Raw genomic sequence first — 17,903 nt, forward strand, 5'->3', positions numbered from 1 at the left:
TGGCGTTACGGTAAACGCCCATAGCTGTAAAAATGTTCCTGCCAATATTTTGAGTTGAGGTTTGTGTAAGAGATAGGGTCGCCGCAGTGCAGCATGATGGAATTGCCCACATAGATGCCGCAATGGCTCACGCCGGGGGTATCGTAGGTTCCCTTGAAAAACACAAGGTCACCCGGTTTGACCTGCGCCGTCGAAACAGGAGTACAGAAGTTGTAAAGGCCCTGTGCGGTCTGACGGCCCACGTTCCAGCCGGAGTGATTCAGAACCCACGAAATGTAGCCGCTGCAATCAAAGCTGGTGCTGGGCGAACTGCCGCCCCACACATACGGGTAGCCGATGTACTTCGTGGCTTCCTCCATCATGGCAGCGAACTTATCATCTTCAAGTGCTTCCGGGGGAATATCGTAGTAGGTGGGCTGCTTGATGGTGGACGCATTGGGGTACTGCGCTTTGCCGAACAAATCCGGCCGGTTGCCCAGTGTGCGCATATAGAGCGAATAGGCACTGAGCTGTTCCTCGGTCAGCACTTCCACGGGCAGGTGGGACAAATCTTTGTTCTTCAGCTTGACCGTGCAGATGTAGTATTCATACGGTTCTTGATAGGTGATAACCTGCGGCACACCATACGGGCCAATAATGACCATCATTTTTGTACGGTAGCGTATCTGCATGGTCACGGTCTCGGTCAGGATGTATTGCTTTTCAAAGAGCATTTCAAGTTCGCCCTGCACCTCGGCCAGTGTGAACACGCCGTCATGCAGCGCGGACAAAATCGAGATCAGCACATAGGGGTCATGCTCGATTTCATCCAGATAAAAATGATACTCGTCATAGTTGTGGGTGGCCTCGTAGGTGTCGAGATACCGTTGCAGTTTTTGTTCCAGCTTGGCGTAGGCTTTCTCTGCACCCAGCATATCCTTGTCCTTGGAAAAATAAGAAGATGCCGTCACGCCGGTTCCAGCGGTGCCCGCCATCACGGTGCAGGACTGCAAACCCGTTATCAAGAGCAGAGCCAGCAGACCGAACACCGCCACGATCAGAATGGTTTTCCAGTTCCGGGCCGCAAATTCGGCTACCCGTTCGCCGCCCTCGGCCGCCAGCTTCGTTACCCGGAAACCGTTCTCTGCGGTGGCGGCTGCACCCTGCGCGGCGGCTTGTCCGGCCTGCCGTGCAGCTTTGGCATACTGCTGTTTGATACGCCGTTTCTGCCACATCCGGGAAATGGGGTTGCTGGCCGCCTGTGCAATTTGCGGATTGTCCCGCAAGGATTTCTGGTAAAAGTATTCTGCATTGGCAGACATGAGCTGACGCTCTGCCTTTTCCACGGCCTTGTAGGGCTTCATCTTGTGGTGCCGGATGCCGCTGCGGATGACCTTGGCGGTCTGATGCTCCACCAGTTCTTCACCCTTGTGGCCACCCTCCACACCCACATTTTCGTGTTCGACTTCATGGATTTTTCCGTGAGCGAACAGCAACACTTCTGATAGCGGGCGGCTGGCCGGGTTTGGTTTCAGGCTGGGTGGGCCTTTGTCCTGCTGCTCAAAACGCAGGGTGGATTTTGCCTTGCCGCTGACAGCATCGTAGACTTTTCCCTTGACCGGGACGCGCTTTTTCGGCAGAGTGGCGCGGGCCGCATCCAGCTTGTCGGCCTTTGCTTCCGCCTTTTGGATATACGGCTGCAACGCCGGGTCTGCCCGTTCTTCCTCGGTCAGTTCCAGACGGGCAGCGGAACCGTGCAGACCATCTTCACTTTCAGCGGTGGCTGCGGTTTCTGCCGCCTTTTTCGCTTTCTTTTTATTTTTATGCCCGCCCTTGATGTCCTCGGCCCGTTCTAAGATTTTTTCAGCCTTGCCCTCGGCATCCGTGGAGTAGTCCTGTTCCGCCTCCCGACTGGAAACATTCTCTACAGTGGCGTCCGCTTGATTTTCCACCACCAGACCGTCACGGGTCATGGTCTGGGTGACTTTGGCTTTTGCCTGCAATTCTTTCAAGGTTCTTCACCTCCCATCGGACAGCGGCCCGTTTCAATGTCCGCAATGTATTTGAGAATCGGGAACACCTGCGGCGGCGAAACCGCATTGCCCAGTGTTTTCATCCGCTTGCTGCGGTTCGGCACATCCTCGGTCAGACGCGGGATGTCGGCAGGCTCTTCTGCCCAAAGGGAATGTCCGTCCATTTGCGCGGGAAACCCATCAGCCACTCTACCCAGTCCGGGTTGAGGTAGGGCTTTTCCAGCGTGGTAGGTGTCATGCGGTAGACCACATGGGAAAGCCGCGCCGTCCACGCCTTGCCATCCTTGTTCATCTTGCGGTAACTGCCGTTCGCAGAGATTTGGATGTTCAGCCCCTTGCCCACATCCCCGGTGTCGCTGGCAAGAGGTGTTGGCAGAAGAACCGATGATGAATACCCGTTTCCGTTCGTGCCACGCGCCAACGGCAGCAGCAGGTAATACGAAAACCCGAACATCGTAACCTGCCTGCTCCAAGTCAATGAGCGTTTTGTCGAGCCCCATACGGAGGAAGCCAGCAACATTTTCTCCAAGCACCCAACGGGGCTGCAATTCCCGGATGACCCGCAGCATTTCGGGCCACAGGTAGCGTTCATCGTGGAAGCCACGCTGCCGCCCTGCGGTGGAGAACGGCTGGCACGGGAAGCCGCCTGAAATGAGGGTGACGGTGCGAAGTCCTGTTTTTTCAAAGAAAGCCTCCTTTGTTACGGTGGTGATGTCCTGAAAACGGGGCACCTCCGGCCAGTGGCTTGCCAGCACAGCGGCGGGAAATGCTGCCCACTCGCATTGACAAACCGAAGTGAAACCCGCTGCTTCTGCGGCAAGGTCAATGCCGCCGATGCCGGAAAACAAGCTGAAATGCGTTAAGCTCATAGCTCCACCACCTCACTGAGCCGGGTGGTCATAATTTTGTAAAGCTGGGTGTTTTTCGGGATGGGGTTGGAAAACGGAAGCACCACATTCTCAAAAATCAGCAGTCCTTCGCCCGGTTCGGAATTGTCGATGTACTTTTGCTGGTCTGCGGAGAGGTTCAGCCGTTCCGACAGGATTTTGCGGTCGCCGGATGCCTGATTCAGCAGCGTGATGAAGTCGCTGTTTTCCAGAATGTTCTCAATCTCCGGGGAAGAAAGAAGGTCCTTCACATTTTGGGTGGCACCTGTGGGCACGCCGCCCCATTTGCGGAAGCGCTTCCAAATCTCGGCACTGTACGCGGCGGTCTGTTCCTCTTTCAGCAAAAGGTGGAACTCGTCTGCAAAATACCATGTGGCCCGGCCTTGGCTGCGGTTCTGGGTGACGCGGCCCCATATCTGGTCTTGGATAATGAGCATCCCCAATTTTTTTAACTGTTTTCCTAACTCTTTGATGTCAAAGGCCACAAGCCGGTTGTGGATGTCCACATTCGTTTTGTGGTTAAACACGTTCAGCGAGCCGGACACATACAGGTCTAATGCCTGTGCCACCCGGTCCGCTTCCGGCAAGTGCTGGTCGAGCAGGGCTTGGTGGAGGTCAGACAAAATCGGCATATTCTCCGGGCAGGGATTCGCCAGATAGGGGCGGTAGATGGCTTTCACGGCACGGTCTATCACGGTGCGCTCAATCGCTTCCAGACCTGTTTTACCGCCCATGACCAGCTCACAGAACGACAGCACAAAATCCGACTTCAAGGCCAGCGGGCTGTCATCTTCGGAATAATTCAGGTTGATGTCCAGAGGATTCACATAGTCCTTGCTGGTGGGCGAAAGTTTGATGACCTGCCCATGCAGCCGCTTGACCAGCGGATAATACTCGGCTTCTGGGTCTGAAATAAAAATATCGTCAGCAGTCGTTAAAAACACACTGACGATTTCAGACTTGCAGCTCATGGATTTGCCGCTGCCGGGCGTACCCAGCTTTAGGCCGTTGGGACACCGGGCCTGCTTGCGGTCCAGCATGATCATGTTGTGAGATTTTGCGTTGATGCCGTAGTACATGGCCGCACCGCTCTGGAAAAGCTCCTGCGTGACAAAGGGCACGAACACCGCCACGTTGGAGGTGGTAAGGCTGCGCTGAATCTTTATCTGGTTGATGCCCAGCGGCAGGCTGGACACAAGGCCCTGTTCCTGCTGGTAGTCCAGCCGGATAAGGGAGCAGTTATACTTCTGGGCCACACCTGCCGCTTGGAACACATCGTTGCCCAGCTTTTGCTTGGTGTCGGCTACGTTCAGCACCAGAAAGGTCAGCATGAAAAGCCGTTCGTTCCGGGTCTGCAATTTGTTCAGCAGCTTTTTGGCATCCTCGCCGTAGGTGGCAAGGTCGCTGGGCAATAGCGATAGGTAAACCTTTGAAATTATCTCCGATTTTTCCCTCGCTTCACACCGGACAAGCGACTTTCACCGCATCCGGCGTTCCATCAATTAAACAGTTTTCTTAATCTCCTTAGTCATACCATTGTGAGAATTGAGTTCTAAAGCGATTTCTTCCGAATCAATAGGTTTCACTTCTGCCGAAATCCTCAGCCTATTCAGTTTTGCCAGTTGTTGCCGATTTAGCTTTAAGACAGAAAGACGCGAATCAATGGCACTTTTGTTCGTTGCGTGAATCAATTCATGCACTGGTGCTAAGACCAGCACAAGGTTTCCATAGCAGTCCGTTCCTCCAAGGCTCTTCGGCCTTTTGTGGTGACAGTGAATATCTGACACGCTTTCAAACGTTTTCCCGGTAACTGCACATTTTCCCTGCTGGGCAGAGAAAAGTGAGATACGGTTATCCATATATTCTGCGCTGCGGCTGTATGCTGTAGCTTTCATAAGCTGTAAAAGCAGGGTGGTGTCCATTTGCAAATCATTGTGGATTTCACTTCGCCCCTGCGGTGTATAAGCGCACACATTCCGCTTCAAATCCATCGGTTTTTTACACCGGATATAGCTTATCGGGTAAACCGGCTCCTTGGATTGAGCAAGGTATCTCAGCCTTTTAGATTTTCCATATCGTTGGATTTCGCTTTTCGTCAGGTCGCGGCCTTCTTTTTTCAGACGATGGGATTTTCCGGCTTTCAGCCTGTTCTTAAGAACAATATCGACTGCTCTGCCAATGTTGTTGCAGTCAAGACTAATATCTGTTGCTAGTCGGTAGTAGTTCTGGATTCCCATGACCATAGAGTTGAACAGGTGGACTTCACCCGATTCTCCTCGGCAGGCTCTTGGAAACTTAATATTTCCAACCTGCTTTACAAGGTCGGCTTTGACCCGCTTGTATGCCTTATCGCACATGTGCGACTGCACAACATGCTTTTTCCCTTTTTTGCGCAATCGGATTTTGAATCCGAGAAATTCTGAATAGCTCCTTCTGACATCGACAACTCTCGTTTTCTCTGGTGAAACTTCAAGTTTTAAGCGTTCGGTCAACCATTTTGTTACCGCTATCAGCGTTCGATTCGCTTGTTCTTTTGTTCTGCAAAGAATCCGAAAGTCATCCGCATATCGCACGATATACATTTCTTTCAGGTTTGTATTCCGCATAGCCCGGTACGCATGACTGTGTATCGGGCATCCTGCTGCATTTTCCCTGTAGGAGTATTTCTCTATAACCGGATGGTTCTGCCATTGACTTTCGACCCAGTGGTCAAGCTCATTCAGCACAACATTTGCCAACAGGGGAGATATTATTCCACCTTGCGGTGTTCCTTTCTTGGGATTTTCCAGATGTCCATCGGGCATCTGAATTGGGGCTTTTAGGATTCTGCGGATAACGTAGAGCAATTCTTTATCTCGAATATTCATCGACCACAGTTGCCGTATCAGTTTCGAGTGGTCTACATTGTCAAAGAAGCCTTTCACATCGAACTCTACTACATAGTAAAGTCCTGACCTCTGCATAAGGCGATAGATTGCAGCGATTGCATTTTCAACCGACCTATTCGGACGGAATCCATAGCTATTACTGCTGAATTTTGCTTCGCAGATTGGCTCCATGACTTGCTTAATACATTGCTGTATCAGCCTGTCCCAAATGCACGGGATTCCCAGTGGTCTGGTCTTTCCGTTCGGCTTCGGGATTTCTTTTCTTCTTACGCTTCTGGGGGTATAGCCGTTTATTCCTCCTCTGACAATTTTTCGTACCCTTGCAACAACTTCATCAGCAGGAAGTCTGCCAATATCTGTTATTCGCAGTCTGTCCGTTCCCGGGGTTGCACTTCCGGAATTGGACTTAATGTTCCGATACGCCAGCATGATATTATCTTTCGACAAAATCAGTTCCATCAGGTTATCGAATACTTCTCTGGCCTGACTCCTGGTATATAGTTCATCAAAGGTACGCTGCATGTCATAGTATTCTGCGTGGCGGAGGGATTCCACGCTTTTTGCTTTGGGATGTTTCTCACTTGGCATTAGGCATCACTCTCCTTTGCGGCGAGTGACTTCTTTTGGTCATACTCGCAATCCTAATTGCGACTAAGTGCTAAGAGTTTCTGTTTAACTGACTTGAGGCCATTCCTGTGCTTTTCTCTTTTTCGCAAAAAGCATTATCGGTTCGACCTCTGCTTTTCAGCAGTGATTCAAAGGCTTATATGATTCGTCCTCTTGCTTTCAAATGAGAAAGCTCACTGCCTTTCCTCGTTCCAACAATCCTATCTCTCCATATACCTTTAGGTTTCCGCTTTGGTCCTGCCAGCTTGAGCAGGCCTGTAACCTGCTATGGTGTTTCATAACGTACATTTTTACTCCACCACACTGGCTAGCGATTAACGCTACCAGCACATTTCTATGCTGTCATGGTATAGACCCGTACATCCGCGGTTTTCGTCAGTTATCTTGCAAACATTCTAACCTTGGGTATTTTGTAGACCTCCGGCCTATGGGCAGCACCGTCCACCTCTGGACGGCTTTCGTGGGGCTGGTGACTTTCCAGCATTTCTTACGGCTGCTCTCGGCCGCCTTCACCGAGCTTCTGACGCCGGATGTTTCCATCTTTGGTGCCAGTCGGAGTATTAAGGGGGCGTTTCAGGGCGTTACTCCATCATTCCACCGCTTGGATTGTTAGTTCTCCTAACTTTAGAACCTCGTTCTTTTGTTAGTGCCTGATTTTATCCTTCAACCACGAAGGTTTTGTTCAGGAACGAGTCGCACGGATGTCCATGTCGTACCCGGAACGAACAGCTTTTTTCTGCTCCTGAATCTTCATGGCATCAAGGTCAGTGATTTTTCGTTTAATCGTCTTGATGGCCTCGGTCTGGTCAATGGCCTGCACATGGAGATTGACGAGAATCCCGCTTTCCGTTTTGAGGAAGTCGGCCAGCATTTCGTCCGAAAGTTCCGGCGCAAGGATTTGTAAAAAACTCACCGCTCCATACTTGCCGCCCAAACCAAAGGTTTTGGCCGTACCGAAACAGAGGGAGGACGGGGCCACAAAATCCTTGGTAGACAGGCCGGAGGGTGCCAGCCAGTCCCAGTCAAAACGGAACGGTTCGCCGTCCGGGTGGAAGATGCCGTGCAGCACCTCCAAACGCTCCTGCCCGTCCATGACGTGCGCCACACAGCCCATGGTCTTGAAGTAGCCCAGCAGGTCAAGGCCAATGCGGGCCAGCCGTGCCCGTGCGGTTTTCAGGCTGTCAGCCTCGATGGTGAAGGTCAGGTACTTGGTTTTGACAATGCCGTTGTTGCCGCTGGCAAGCTGCTTTTGCAGGATGGCGGTGTACTCGGCGCGGATGTCGTCAAAATCATCCCCCTGCGGTGCGATCTCAAAACTTTTTGCGTACTGCACCGGGTCAACCTTGCGATTGAGAAAAGACAGCTGCACATGGATGGAAGCATCCACATAGTTGTAGAGGTCGCACAGGTGTTCAAAGATGGCGGTTCTTGTTTCCGGCTGGGCCAGCTGATAACTGATGTCCTCAAAGGCAATGCACTTGGAGAATGTGCGTCGGTCAATGCGGCACACACCGTCCGGGTAGATGGCTTCATACGGGATGGTGGCCTGTGCCGTGCGGGGCTTGCCGTCACCCTTGTACTTGCGGAGAACGGCATCAATTTCTTTTTTCTGGGCGCGGGTGAGCTTTTTGGGCTTTTCGGTTTCGCGGGGTATCGTTTTTCTGGACAATGGCCTTTACCTCCTGTTCCATTTTGTATTGCCGCACAAGGGCGGCGTAAGCATTGTTGGTCTGATAGGGCCTTTCCTTGGGACGGATAAAGCAGCACTGAATCATTTGCTGAATCACTACTTCAAGGGGCTGGCCGTGCCGCTCGAACAGAGCGAACAGCAGCCCCGGTAGCATGGCAAAAATCATCAGCAGGGCCGCTGCACTGTTGGAAAGATAGTTCCGGGCCAAAAAATAAAGCGGTCCGCCCGTGAGGAGCGCACCGCCGAAGCAGACCAGCTGCCGCTTGGTCAGCCCGAATAAGACTTTGGATTTTACATGGGTCAAATCTTTGGGAACGGTCACATACGCCATTCAAACGCTCCTTTCTCAATGGGCACCGAATACGGACTTGCTGATGCTGCCGGTCTTGAACAGACAAAAGCAGAGCAGCACAGTATAGCCCATGCAGCCCCAGATGGCCCCGGCAATGTCCGCCGCACCCGAAATATTGCGTATCAGCACCGCGTAGATGCCCACGACAATCATAATCAGGAACGCTTGGAAACCTAACGCCAGAAGCGATTTCAAGTAGTTCTGCCCGGTGCTGCGCCACTCGCTGCTGCCCATGGTGGCAAGCGGGATGGGCCCCAGCGCGGTCACAACGTAAATCTCAATCATGCGGCCGTATGTTACAAGAAAAATGCAGATGGACAGGATGTTCATGGTCAGGCCCACTACAAGGGTCTGGAACCACAGGCTGAGTAGGCTGCCGATGGTCATGCTTTCCAGCTGAAATTCCAGTCCGGGTATCAGGCGGTCAAAGTGGATGGATGTTTCGCCGATGATAACGCCGGAGCTTTGGTTGACAACGCTCTGGGTGGCATCGAACACGCCCATGACGATGTTCCATGTGTTGCTGACAATGAGGATGGCAAAGGCAGACTTGAAAATCCAGCGGAAAAACATAGAAGTGTCAAAGTCGTGCATATTATTCTTTTCGGTAATCATCTGGATAAGCTCATGGCACATCACAAGGGCAAGGATGGCCGCTGCAATGGGTAGCACTACCGTTTCGGAAAGACTGCGCAGCATATTGAAAATGCCGCTGTTCCACGCCTGCGGGGTAGAGCCGACATCCGAAGCGATTTCGCCCACCTTGGCGTTCACGTTATCGAACAGGCCGGAGAGGTTGCCCGTGATGCCATCGATCAAAATGCCTTTTATCCATTTCTCGATGATCTCACTAATCAAGCAAAGATACCTCCTTTCCCGCGCCCTCCCATGTGAGAGGGAGAGCGCGGAGTAGGATTTTAAGTGTTAGTTGTTCGGAAAATTGTGGGCAGCGATGCAGGACTTAGCCCAGCAGCCCGGACAGCAGCGGGACAAGGGTCACGCCGATCAGGGCAACGCCGCCACCCGCGACCAGCTGCTTCACGCCCTGGCTCTTGCTGCCGGGGTTATCCTGTCCATAACCCTCCAACAGGTTGATGCCGCCCCAGACACACAGGGCACCGCCCAGACCGACCACGATAGTCTGCAAAGTATCGACTGCGCTGTTGAAAAATTCCATAAGGTCCTCACTTTCTGCCGCTTATTCTGCGACACTCAAAAATAAAATTATTCGGCTGCATCTTCATCCGACAGGTCGATTTCGTACAGGTCAAAACTTTCGTCCTGTGCGACTACCTGCTGCCGCTTCCGGCGCAGGGTAGATAAGAACCTGTCCACATCAAAGGTGTTTTTCTTGTCCGCGTCCGCAAGGTATTTGTAGTGCGGGTGCTTGGTGATGTCGAACTTCTCCGAAAAGAACGGCCTCACACCCCGCAGCTGCAAAATACATTTGCCGCCGTCCATGATTGCAATTTCGTCCTCTGACATCAACGCCTTTCCTAATTTTTGATAGTTCAGTCCGTGGGAGGTTTGAGAACCCCGGTTTTCGCTGGTGTTGAAACTGTCGATGGTTTCTTTCCCCAGCGCATCGGAGATCTCTTTGGCATTCTTGCCCCGCCCACTCAAAAAGAGAACAGAATCGCAGTTGTCCGAAATGATTTCGGCCGCATCCTTGTAGATAGCTTTCAGCTGCGACTGGCTCTGCAAAATGATGGATGCCGAGATTTCCCGGCTGCGGATGGTGGCGATCAGCTTGTCGAAGTTGGGAATCTGCCCAATGTTGGCGAACTCGTCCAGAATCAGCCGCACATGGACAGGCAGCCGGCCGCCGTATTTATCATCCGCACGGTCACACAGCAGGTTGATAAGCTGGCTTTGGAGCATAGCGAGAATGAAGTTGAACGTGGTATCCGTGTCGCTCATAATCAAAAACAGAATCGTCTTTTCATCCCCGATGGTATCCAGCTCCATTTCATCATCCTCCATCAGTTCCCGCACTTCCCGGATGTCAAATGGGGCTAAACGGGCACCGCAGCTTATCAGGATGGAGGAACGGGTCTTGCCCGCCGACAGCAAAAACTTTTTGTACTGTCGGACAGCAAAGTGGTCCGGGTCTTTCTGTTCCAGCCGTTCAAACATGAGGTCCACCGGGCTTTGAAACTCCGGGTCGTCCTCGCGGGCTTCACTGGCATTTATCATTTCCAGCAGGGTGGTGAAGTTCATTTCCTCTGCCGGGGCCTCATACCAGATGTAGCCAATCAGAGCCGTGTAGAACAGCCGTTCCGACTTCACCCAAAAATCTTCCGCTGATTTCTCACCCTCGCCCTTGGTGTTGGCGATAAGTGTATTCACCAGCTTCAGCACGTCCTTTTCCGAGTGGATGTAAACAAAGGGATTGTACTTCATGGACTTGGAAAAGTTTATCGTGTTCAGGATTTTCACCCGGTAGCCTGCCCGCTGGAACATTTGGCCTGTTTCCAGAACCAGTGTACCTTTCGGGTCTGTGACCACGAATGAGGTGGGATAATCAGACGTGGGAAAGCATTGCATGAGGTTGGGCTTCACATAGAAGCGGGTCTTGCCGCTGCCGGAGCCTCCGATCACCAGCACATTCTTGTTCCGGGCCGTCTTGGGGTCTTTGGGCCGCCCGGTCATGGTCAGGCGTTCGGTCTGGGTCAGCAGGATATTGTTTTCAAACTTGGGGTCGATGTACGGGGCAATGTCTTTGGCGGTGCCCCATCGGGCAGAGCCGTATTCTTCACCCTTGCGGTATTTCTTGGCGTTCTTGCCTTTGCTGTACACGATGAGCCGGACAGCCACCGCCCCGGCAAGGCCTACGCAGAGGTCAAGCGGATGCAGGCTGGGCAGCGGGTTTGCAAAGGCGGCGGAGATGCCGTCTGTCAGGTGGAGCAGCTTTGCCGAAGCATCCACGCCCGCCGCAAGACGGTACGCCTGCCCGCATTTGGCGAACAGGTACACGAACAGCAGATACGGCAGATTCAGCACCAGCAGCTTTTTCAGTTCAGGCTTCATCGTTCCAGCCCCCTTTGCTTGATTCTTTCCTTCGCACGTTTCGGCTGCTGGGCGGCTTTCTGCTTGGCTGCTGCCAGCACCTTGCGGATAGAGGGCCGCTGCTCCTTGGAAAGTGTTTTGGCCGTGAACTCCCGGAACGCCTGTTCCAGATTGTCTGCATCCTTGGCCTTGAAGATCACGATATAGTGGGGCGGCTGGGTGGTCTTGTCCTTGCGCAAGGTGAAGTCCACGCCGTACTTTTTGGCGCAGGGCTTGAACGCCCCGATGTTCGCCTCCGTGACTTCAATGTTGGTCAGGGCCGCACCATGGGCTTTCAGCTGTTTCAGGCTTTGCTTGCCGTGGTGCAGCTTTGGCCCCTTGGCCCGGTGCTGCAAATATTTTTTCAGCGCAGCTTGCAACGCTTGGGCGGTGAGTTTGCCCGTTTTCATGGACAGGGCAATGGTTTTCTGGGTGACTTCTTCCTGCAATATGAATCCCTCCTTGTTGCAGAAAATTCAGAGCGGCAGCTAGGGTGGAACCACCAGCCGCCGCAGGTAGGTAGTGCGCATAGGGTGACGCTCCTTTCGGTCAGGTGTTGGGCGGGCGGCCCCAATCGGGCTGCGCCATATCGTGCGCCACAAGGAACGCATAGTAGCTGTTGATGGTGCTGGGCGCGTTAAAAAGCATGGCCCGCAGGTATTGCTTGATGTTGCGGACTTTGGTGGTGTTATCCCGCAGGCAGTCCATGACGAACTCGATGTGATGGCTGTCCAGTTTCAGGAACTTGGCCTTGACCAGCTCTGCCGGGTAATCGTCCCCGGCCACCCGGATGGACTTGCGGTTGGTGCAGACCGTTTCCAGCAGGATGTCCACGATCTCGTCCAGCTGCTCCCGGTCTATCCGGGGATTCTGGGTGAGGGTATCATACTCGATGTTCTCCAAAATCAAGTCCCGGTAGATTTGATAGGCCGCTTCCTTTCGGCTTCCGGTCCGTTCCGGCAGCGATGCCGCTGTCTCGTCCTCGTCCAAAGGCAAGGGGTTTGGGGAATGGATAGGAATGGAATCGGTATTTAATCCCTCTTTCTTTTGTTTTTCTGTAATTAGTTTATCTTTATTTAATTGCATTGGATTTTCCAACGTAGGGTTTTCCTGCGTGGGATTCTCCAACGTTGGATTTTCCAATGTAGGTGAAACCGATGCAGGAACAGGCTGCGGCAGCTCGAAGATCACATAGTCTGCACCGCGCAGCCGTCCTTTCTCGTCACGTTCTCTGGAACGCTGGATGTAGCCTGCCTGTTCCAGTTCCCGGATAGCCTGCCGTATCGCGTCAATGCTTTCCCGGTTGATACGGGCCAGCCCTTGCAGGGTGTAGTCCCAATCTTCCGGCAGGGAGAGCATTTGGGAGAGTAAGCCCTTGGCTTTCAGGGACAAGGCCCGGTTCCGCAGGTGGTGGTTCGACATGACCGTGTAGCCGCTGTTCTTTTCTACCCGAAATACTGCCATTTCACGGATGCCTCCTTTCGTTGCAAACAAAAAAAGCAGCGTCCATTTGCTCCCGGTGATGGGAGAAGTGAACGCTGCGCGTACTTGATAATTTTTAGGTTGTGTGGTATATAAAAGGCAACTGTATTTCAAACACGGCTGCCCATCGGGGTGCGATACAAGCAAGTTGCTATCCGATGACCTCAAAAACAAATTGTACTACGATGGTTTCTGAAAAGTTCTGTATCACTACTCGCACCAAGCAAGAAAGATCCGAACCTTTTCTCGAAAGAGAAGGGTTCGGATCTTTTGTTTTAGGCGGCGTGCCCGCCGCACAACAAAAGCATCCGCAGCGCATGGCCGGGCTGTTTCAGCTCAGGCGCAGTGCGCTGCGGATGCTTATTTTTTAGGCCGCGCCCCCTCTCCCAAAGGGAGAGGTCACACTGCGCCTAGGTTTTGGTTTTCGCAAAACCTTATCAAAAGGCCGCTATGAGCTCCCCCTTCGGGGGAGCTGGCATTGCGGAGCAATGACTGCGAGGGTTATCCTGAGAAATTACCCCACCAGCTGCTGATAGGCATTCAGGGTCTTGTAGGCCGGGTCGGAGTTGTCGGGGGCAAAGCGGCCGCCCAGCTTCTGGTCCATCAGGCCGTGCTCCACGCACCACTGCGCCGCCTTGGCGGTGTCCGGGTCTGCAACGTCCTTGAAGGCCGGGGCTTCGGCAGGCTCAGGACGGCCTGCGGTGTTCCACAGCAGCAGGGCAGTCTGGGCACGGTTCTCCGGCATGGCCACGCCCTCCGGCAGCAGGGCTTTCAGCTGCTGCTCGGAAACATAGCTGTACACGCCGTAACCCACCAGACCGGCCACGGCTGCGCCGCCCACCAGCAGGATGGCCGCGCCGCCGCCACCACCGCCGTCGTCGCCACCGGTGGAGACACCGGCGCTCTTGGACATGGCGCGGGCAGAGACATTTTCATTGGGCATCGTAAAGGTTGCGGTCCGCTGGTACTGGCCCGTCAGGGTGTTGGAAACAGACCCATAGGGGGTGATCTCCCACCAGCCAAACTCCTCGTTCTCCGGGAACTTGGTGGTGTCTGCCGTCAGGGTCACCGTATCGCCGGGCTTCACGTTCAGCACAGCACCGGTGCTGCCGTTCACCGTGGCAACACCGTCGGTCACTGTCAGCTGGTACTTGCCCGCCTCCGGGGGAATCGTGGAGTCGCCGCCAGTGGAGCCGCCGGTAGAGCCGCCGCCAGTGGAACCACCACCAGTGGAGCCGCCGGTGCCAGTCACATTCAGTTTGAAACTTACTTCCATTATATCGCTTCTGCACTTATAAGCGTAGTACACTACGTTTGTGCCTTCATCGACTGTCAGAATGTTCCCGTTGGCTTTGCCATGCTCCCATCCTGTAACCCGGGTTACATCAAAGTTCCCGGGCAGATTTCGCAGGTCAAACGTACGGTCAGGGTTCAGGGTAACGGTGTAAACGTTTTCACCGCTGTAAATATCAGTAGAACTGAAATTGAGATTCGGGTTGTTGTCCAAATTCAGGCTGGTGAGATGGTTATCCCCAAGCCACAATTTAGTCAAGTTTTGACTGCTGCTTACGTCCAACACGGTTAGCTGGTTGTCGAAGCAGTTCAGCTCCTCCAAGGCACTCATATTGTCCAAATTCAGCTGGGTCAACTGATTATGGGCACAATTCAGTTTCTTCAGCAGTTTATTTTGGCCCAGAATCAGCGTTGTCAGCTGGTTGTTTTGGCATTCCACACTTACCAAACGGGTCTTATGTTTCACATCTGCGTCCAGCTCTGTCAACTGATTTGCGGAACAGTTGAGTGTTACCAGGAATATACTATTTTTGACATCCAGTTGCGCCAGATCGTTGTGCGAGCAATCGAGCGTCACCAAATCTTTCAGATGCGATACATCCAGCTGTTTCAATTGGTTCCCAGAGCAAATCAGATGGTAAATTTTGGGATTCTTGCTCAGGTCCAGCTGGGTCAGTTGATTCGTATTGCATATCAATTTTTCCAACTCTGGATTCTGTCTCAGGTCTAATTTCTGGATAGAATTGTTTTCGCAATTCAACTCTTTCAGGTTGGGGAACGCCTCAATGCCTTTTAAGTTGCTGATGTTCCATCCTTTGACTTCGATACTTTCGACTTTTCTTTGTTCTTCCACCGTGAGGACATCTCTGCCACTTGCTTTGTAGTTTTTGATGTACTTTCTAAAGTTAGGGTCAGGGAAATTTTTCTCATTGATGGGCAGACTGGTTTCAAAGATGAATGTAGGTTTTACTCCCTTGCCGCAATCGTATTGGTAGCTCACCTCATCCTTGCCATCTTCCACTGTCAGAATCGTGCCAGAAACAGAGCCGCCGTGCCAGTTGCTTGCCTTTCCCACGTTAAAGCCGTGCAGAGTGTTCAGGTCAAACGTTCCGTTTGTAAGGACTGCGATAGGGTGCCTGTTTCCATCAGCATTTATAGTGCTTCCGACCATATTGGAAAAGTCCACACAAGCCAGCCGGTTTTCCGAACAGCTCAGATGGCTCAAGCTGGTATTCTTCCTCAAGTCCAGCGTTGTCAGCTGATTTCCATCACACGTCAGCGATGCCAGATTCTGATTCCGGCTTACGTCCAGTTCTGTCAATTCATTATGGTGACAATCCAGCAGTGTCAGGTTAGTCTGGTTTTTGACATCCAGCTCTACCAGTTGATTTACAGAGCAATTCAACTGTTTTAGCTGGTAGCAACGGCTAACATCCAGCGCCATCAGTTCGTTGTTGGAACAATCAAATTTGACCAGTTCCTCTTCGCTCCGCATTACGATTCGCCATATTTTGTTATAGGAGCAATCTACCTCCTCAAGTTTCAGCCCATGGAGAATGCCCAGATCCATGTAGGTCAGGTTATTATGGGAGCAATTCAATATTTTCAGTCCGCTTGAAAGAATAGGATAATACTCTTTCAGTTGATTATAGGAACAATCCAGCTCCCTCAGTTTGAAATTTTTGCCAACATTAAGTGTTGTCAAGCCGATACCGTGGCAATCCAGCGTTTCGAGATCTTCAAAGAAACGGATTCCCTCAAGATTTTTGATCTTGTAATCGTCAGGGATCGTCATCTCTGTGATGCTGAGTTCCTGCGCATCGAGCTTGCCATTGTGGTTTGTGTCACATCTTTCTTTGAGAAAGCGCTGAAATTCTGCATCCTTGAATTTCAGTACAAAATCCGGCGAATCAAAAGCAATTCCTGTGCTCGCCGCAAAGGCGCTGAAGGGCTGGAAGGTGAACACCATAGCCAGTGTCAGCAGAGCACTGACCAGGCGCGTTCGTTTTGTGAATCGTTGTTTCATGGGGTGCTCCTTTCTATGGTAAAATTTATTTTTTCAGGGCCCCATTCGGGAGAAGCGTCAGCTTCTGCCGAAAAAAGGGTACCCTTTTTTCAAAAAGCGGTCATTGCCCGGCAGGGGGCAGAATGGTCATTCTGCCGTCCACCGCCGCATCCAGCATCTCGTGCTCCCGGAAATATTCCATCAGGATATCCTGGCAGGAGGTAGCCACGCTGCGGGGCTTCTGGATCTTGCAGATGGTATCGTAGGAGATGTTGAAAAAGCTCTCGATGTTTTTGAAGTGGTAGTTCTGCAGGCCCACGGTGAACAGGGCATCGTCGCCGATCTCCTTACCCACCTCCTTGCCGCAGTAGGTAAAGTAATCAAAGTCGCCCTTGGCGCGGTCGTAGCGCAGCCGCAGGGTGGAGGGCAGCTGGTAGAACTCGGTGTGGCCGGTGTAGGCCTCCTCCCGCAGCATGTAGTGGAGCATCTGGCGCAGCTGCTGGCCTGTCACCTTGAACATGAACACGCCGTCGTCGTAGGGGAAGCCCTCGATGAGGTCGCCGTAGGTGACAATGGGGCCCAGCTTTTCGGCCCGGATGCTGCCGGAGCCGATGAGCATGACATCAATGCCAAGGCTGCGGGTGAAGATATCCGCAAACAGGTTGCCCAGCTCGGTCTCCCGGGTGCGCTGGGGGTGGGTCAGCTCCCGGCGGAAGCGCCCTACGATGTGGCTGTACTTTTCGTCCACCTGGCTGGTGAAGCGGTGCAGCACCTGCTCCATGGCAGGGTTGCGGGGGCAGGTCTCGGCGCAGATGGGCACGGTGCGCCATGTGTAGGAATCGATGCAGTTGTTGTCGGTGTCCACAATGATATCAAAGCGCCCGATCTGGTCGGTGCCGGTGCCCGCCTGTGCAATGATCACGCCGTTTTCCTCCACCTCGTGTTCCAGGTAGGTGTGGCTGTGCCCGCCGATGATCAGGTCCACCCCCCAGGCCGGGTCCAGCTGGCGGGCCAGGTGGCGGTCCTCCTCAAAGCCGATGTGGGTCAGCAGCACGGTGAAGTCAATGTCGATGCTGTTGTGGGCGTTGCAGATCTTGCCCACCTCGGCGGCAGCGGCGGCGGTGTCCACAAAGGAGCCCACCAGCGATTCGGATTTGGTCTGGTTGATGACATCCTGCGTGATGATGCCGATGAAGAGGATGTTCATGCCGTCCACCCGCAGGATCTTGTAGGGGGTGAACAGCCGGGTGGGGGTGTTTTTGATGTAGAGGTTGGCGTTGATGATGGGGAACCGGGCACATTTTTCGATGAACAGCAGGTGGGCGATGCCGTAATCCACCTCGTGGTTGCCGATGGTGACGATGTCCGGGGCAAGGGCGTTCATGATTTCGATGGTGGAAAGGCCCTTGTACTCCGAATCGATGACCGAGCCCCGGAACATATCACCTGCAATGGCGTAGATGGTGTTGGGCTCCTCTGCCCTCACCTTTTCGATGTAGCCGGACAGCATGGAAACGCCGCCCACCAGTTTTTCGTCCACCTGCTCTGCCAGAAAATCTCCGTGCAGATCATTGGAGTGGAGGATGGTGATTTTTTTGGTGTGTTTCATGGTGCATTCC

At 52.9% G+C, this 17,903-nt stretch carries 11 protein-coding genes and 2 pseudogenes; all 13 read right to left on the reverse strand.

What is annotated here, in order from left to right:
* Positions 1-5: 5 nt before the first annotated feature.
* A complete protein-coding gene (locus GXM22_RS12390) occupies positions 6-1,991 on the reverse strand; it encodes a C40 family peptidase (RefSeq protein ID WP_005935491.1) in 1,986 nt (661 codons plus the stop codon).
* The gene (locus GXM22_RS12395; protein WP_005935488.1) at positions 1,988-2,881 is read right to left on the reverse strand and encodes a DNA cytosine methyltransferase; all 894 of its coding nucleotides are present in this window, start codon (positions 2,879-2,881) and stop codon (positions 1,988-1,990) included. The genes GXM22_RS12390 and GXM22_RS12395 overlap by 4 nt, the downstream gene beginning before the upstream one ends.
* Positions 2,878-4,350, reverse strand: a pseudogene (locus GXM22_RS12400) (VirB4-like conjugal transfer ATPase, CD1110 family); the annotation flags it as partial. The pseudogene GXM22_RS12400 and the gene GXM22_RS12395, both read right to left, overlap by 4 nt.
* Positions 4,351-4,401: 51 nt before the next feature.
* The gene (ltrA, locus tag GXM22_RS12405; RefSeq protein WP_005935480.1) at positions 4,402-6,375 is read right to left on the reverse strand and encodes a group II intron reverse transcriptase/maturase; all 1,974 of its coding nucleotides are present in this window, start codon (positions 6,373-6,375) and stop codon (positions 4,402-4,404) included.
* 739 nt (positions 6,376-7,114) lie between these two features.
* A pseudogene (locus tag GXM22_RS12410) lies at positions 7,115-8,083 on the reverse strand (VirB4-like conjugal transfer ATPase, CD1110 family); the annotation flags it as partial.
* A complete protein-coding gene (locus GXM22_RS12415; RefSeq protein WP_005935473.1) occupies positions 8,010-8,435 on the reverse strand; it encodes a PrgI family protein in 426 nt (141 codons plus the stop codon). The gene GXM22_RS12415 and the pseudogene GXM22_RS12410, both read right to left, overlap by 74 nt.
* A gap of 15 nt (positions 8,436-8,450) precedes the next feature.
* A complete protein-coding gene (locus tag GXM22_RS12420) occupies positions 8,451-9,314 on the reverse strand; it encodes a VirB6/TrbL-like conjugal transfer protein, CD1112 family (protein WP_005927770.1) in 864 nt (287 codons plus the stop codon).
* A gap of 103 nt (positions 9,315-9,417) precedes the next feature.
* On the reverse strand, positions 9,418-9,633 hold the full coding sequence (locus GXM22_RS12425) for a Maff2 family mobile element protein (protein WP_005922889.1): 216 nt from the start codon (positions 9,631-9,633) through the stop codon (positions 9,418-9,420).
* A 47-nt stretch (positions 9,634-9,680) separates the two neighbouring features.
* Positions 9,681-11,486, reverse strand: coding sequence for a VirD4-like conjugal transfer protein, CD1115 family (locus GXM22_RS12430; protein WP_099357284.1), 1,806 nt, complete (start codon positions 11,484-11,486; stop codon positions 9,681-9,683).
* On the reverse strand, positions 11,483-11,953 hold the full coding sequence (locus GXM22_RS12435; RefSeq protein ID WP_005935467.1) for a PcfB family protein: 471 nt from the start codon (positions 11,951-11,953) through the stop codon (positions 11,483-11,485). The genes GXM22_RS12430 and GXM22_RS12435 overlap by 4 nt, the downstream gene beginning before the upstream one ends.
* Positions 11,954-12,053: 100 nt before the next feature.
* The gene (locus tag GXM22_RS12440; RefSeq protein ID WP_005935463.1) at positions 12,054-12,968 is read right to left on the reverse strand and encodes a DUF6017 domain-containing protein; all 915 of its coding nucleotides are present in this window, start codon (positions 12,966-12,968) and stop codon (positions 12,054-12,056) included.
* Between the two features lie 532 nt (positions 12,969-13,500).
* Positions 13,501-16,305 carry a leucine-rich repeat domain-containing protein gene (locus GXM22_RS12450; protein WP_005935457.1) on the reverse strand — a complete coding sequence of 935 codons (2,805 nt, stop codon included), beginning with the start codon at positions 16,303-16,305 and terminating at the stop codon, positions 13,501-13,503.
* 100 nt (positions 16,306-16,405) lie between these two features.
* Positions 16,406-17,893 carry a bifunctional metallophosphatase/5'-nucleotidase gene (locus GXM22_RS12455; RefSeq protein WP_005935454.1) on the reverse strand — a complete coding sequence of 496 codons (1,488 nt, stop codon included), beginning with the start codon at positions 17,891-17,893 and terminating at the stop codon, positions 16,406-16,408.
* Positions 17,894-17,903 lie beyond the last annotated feature (10 nt).

Source organism: Faecalibacterium duncaniae, from assembly GCF_010509575.1.
Classification (GTDB): domain Bacteria; phylum Bacillota; class Clostridia; order Oscillospirales; family Ruminococcaceae; genus Faecalibacterium; species Faecalibacterium duncaniae.

Bases quoted from the DNA above. Each gene is read 5' to 3' on its own strand.
- GXM22_RS12395 (WP_005935488.1), bottom strand. From the start codon at position 2,881: ATGAGCTTAACGCATTTCAGCTTGTTTTCCGGCATCGGCGGCATTGAC.
- ltrA (WP_005935480.1), bottom strand. From the start codon at position 6,375: ATGCCAAGTGAGAAACATCCCAAAGCAAAAAGCGTGGAATCCCTCCGC.
- GXM22_RS12415 (WP_005935473.1), bottom strand. From the start codon at position 8,435: ATGGCGTATGTGACCGTTCCCAAAGATTTGACCCATGTAAAATCCAAA.
- GXM22_RS12425 (WP_005922889.1), bottom strand. From the start codon at position 9,633: ATGGAATTTTTCAACAGCGCAGTCGATACTTTGCAGACTATCGTGGTC.
- GXM22_RS12430 (WP_099357284.1), bottom strand. From the start codon at position 11,486: ATGAAGCCTGAACTGAAAAAGCTGCTGGTGCTGAATCTGCCGTATCTG.
- GXM22_RS12440 (WP_005935463.1), bottom strand. From the start codon at position 12,968: ATGGCAGTATTTCGGGTAGAAAAGAACAGCGGCTACACGGTCATGTCG.
- GXM22_RS12450 (WP_005935457.1), bottom strand. From the start codon at position 16,305: ATGAAACAACGATTCACAAAACGAACGCGCCTGGTCAGTGCTCTGCTG.
- GXM22_RS12455 (WP_005935454.1), bottom strand. From the start codon at position 17,893: ATGAAACACACCAAAAAAATCACCATCCTCCACTCCAATGATCTGCAC.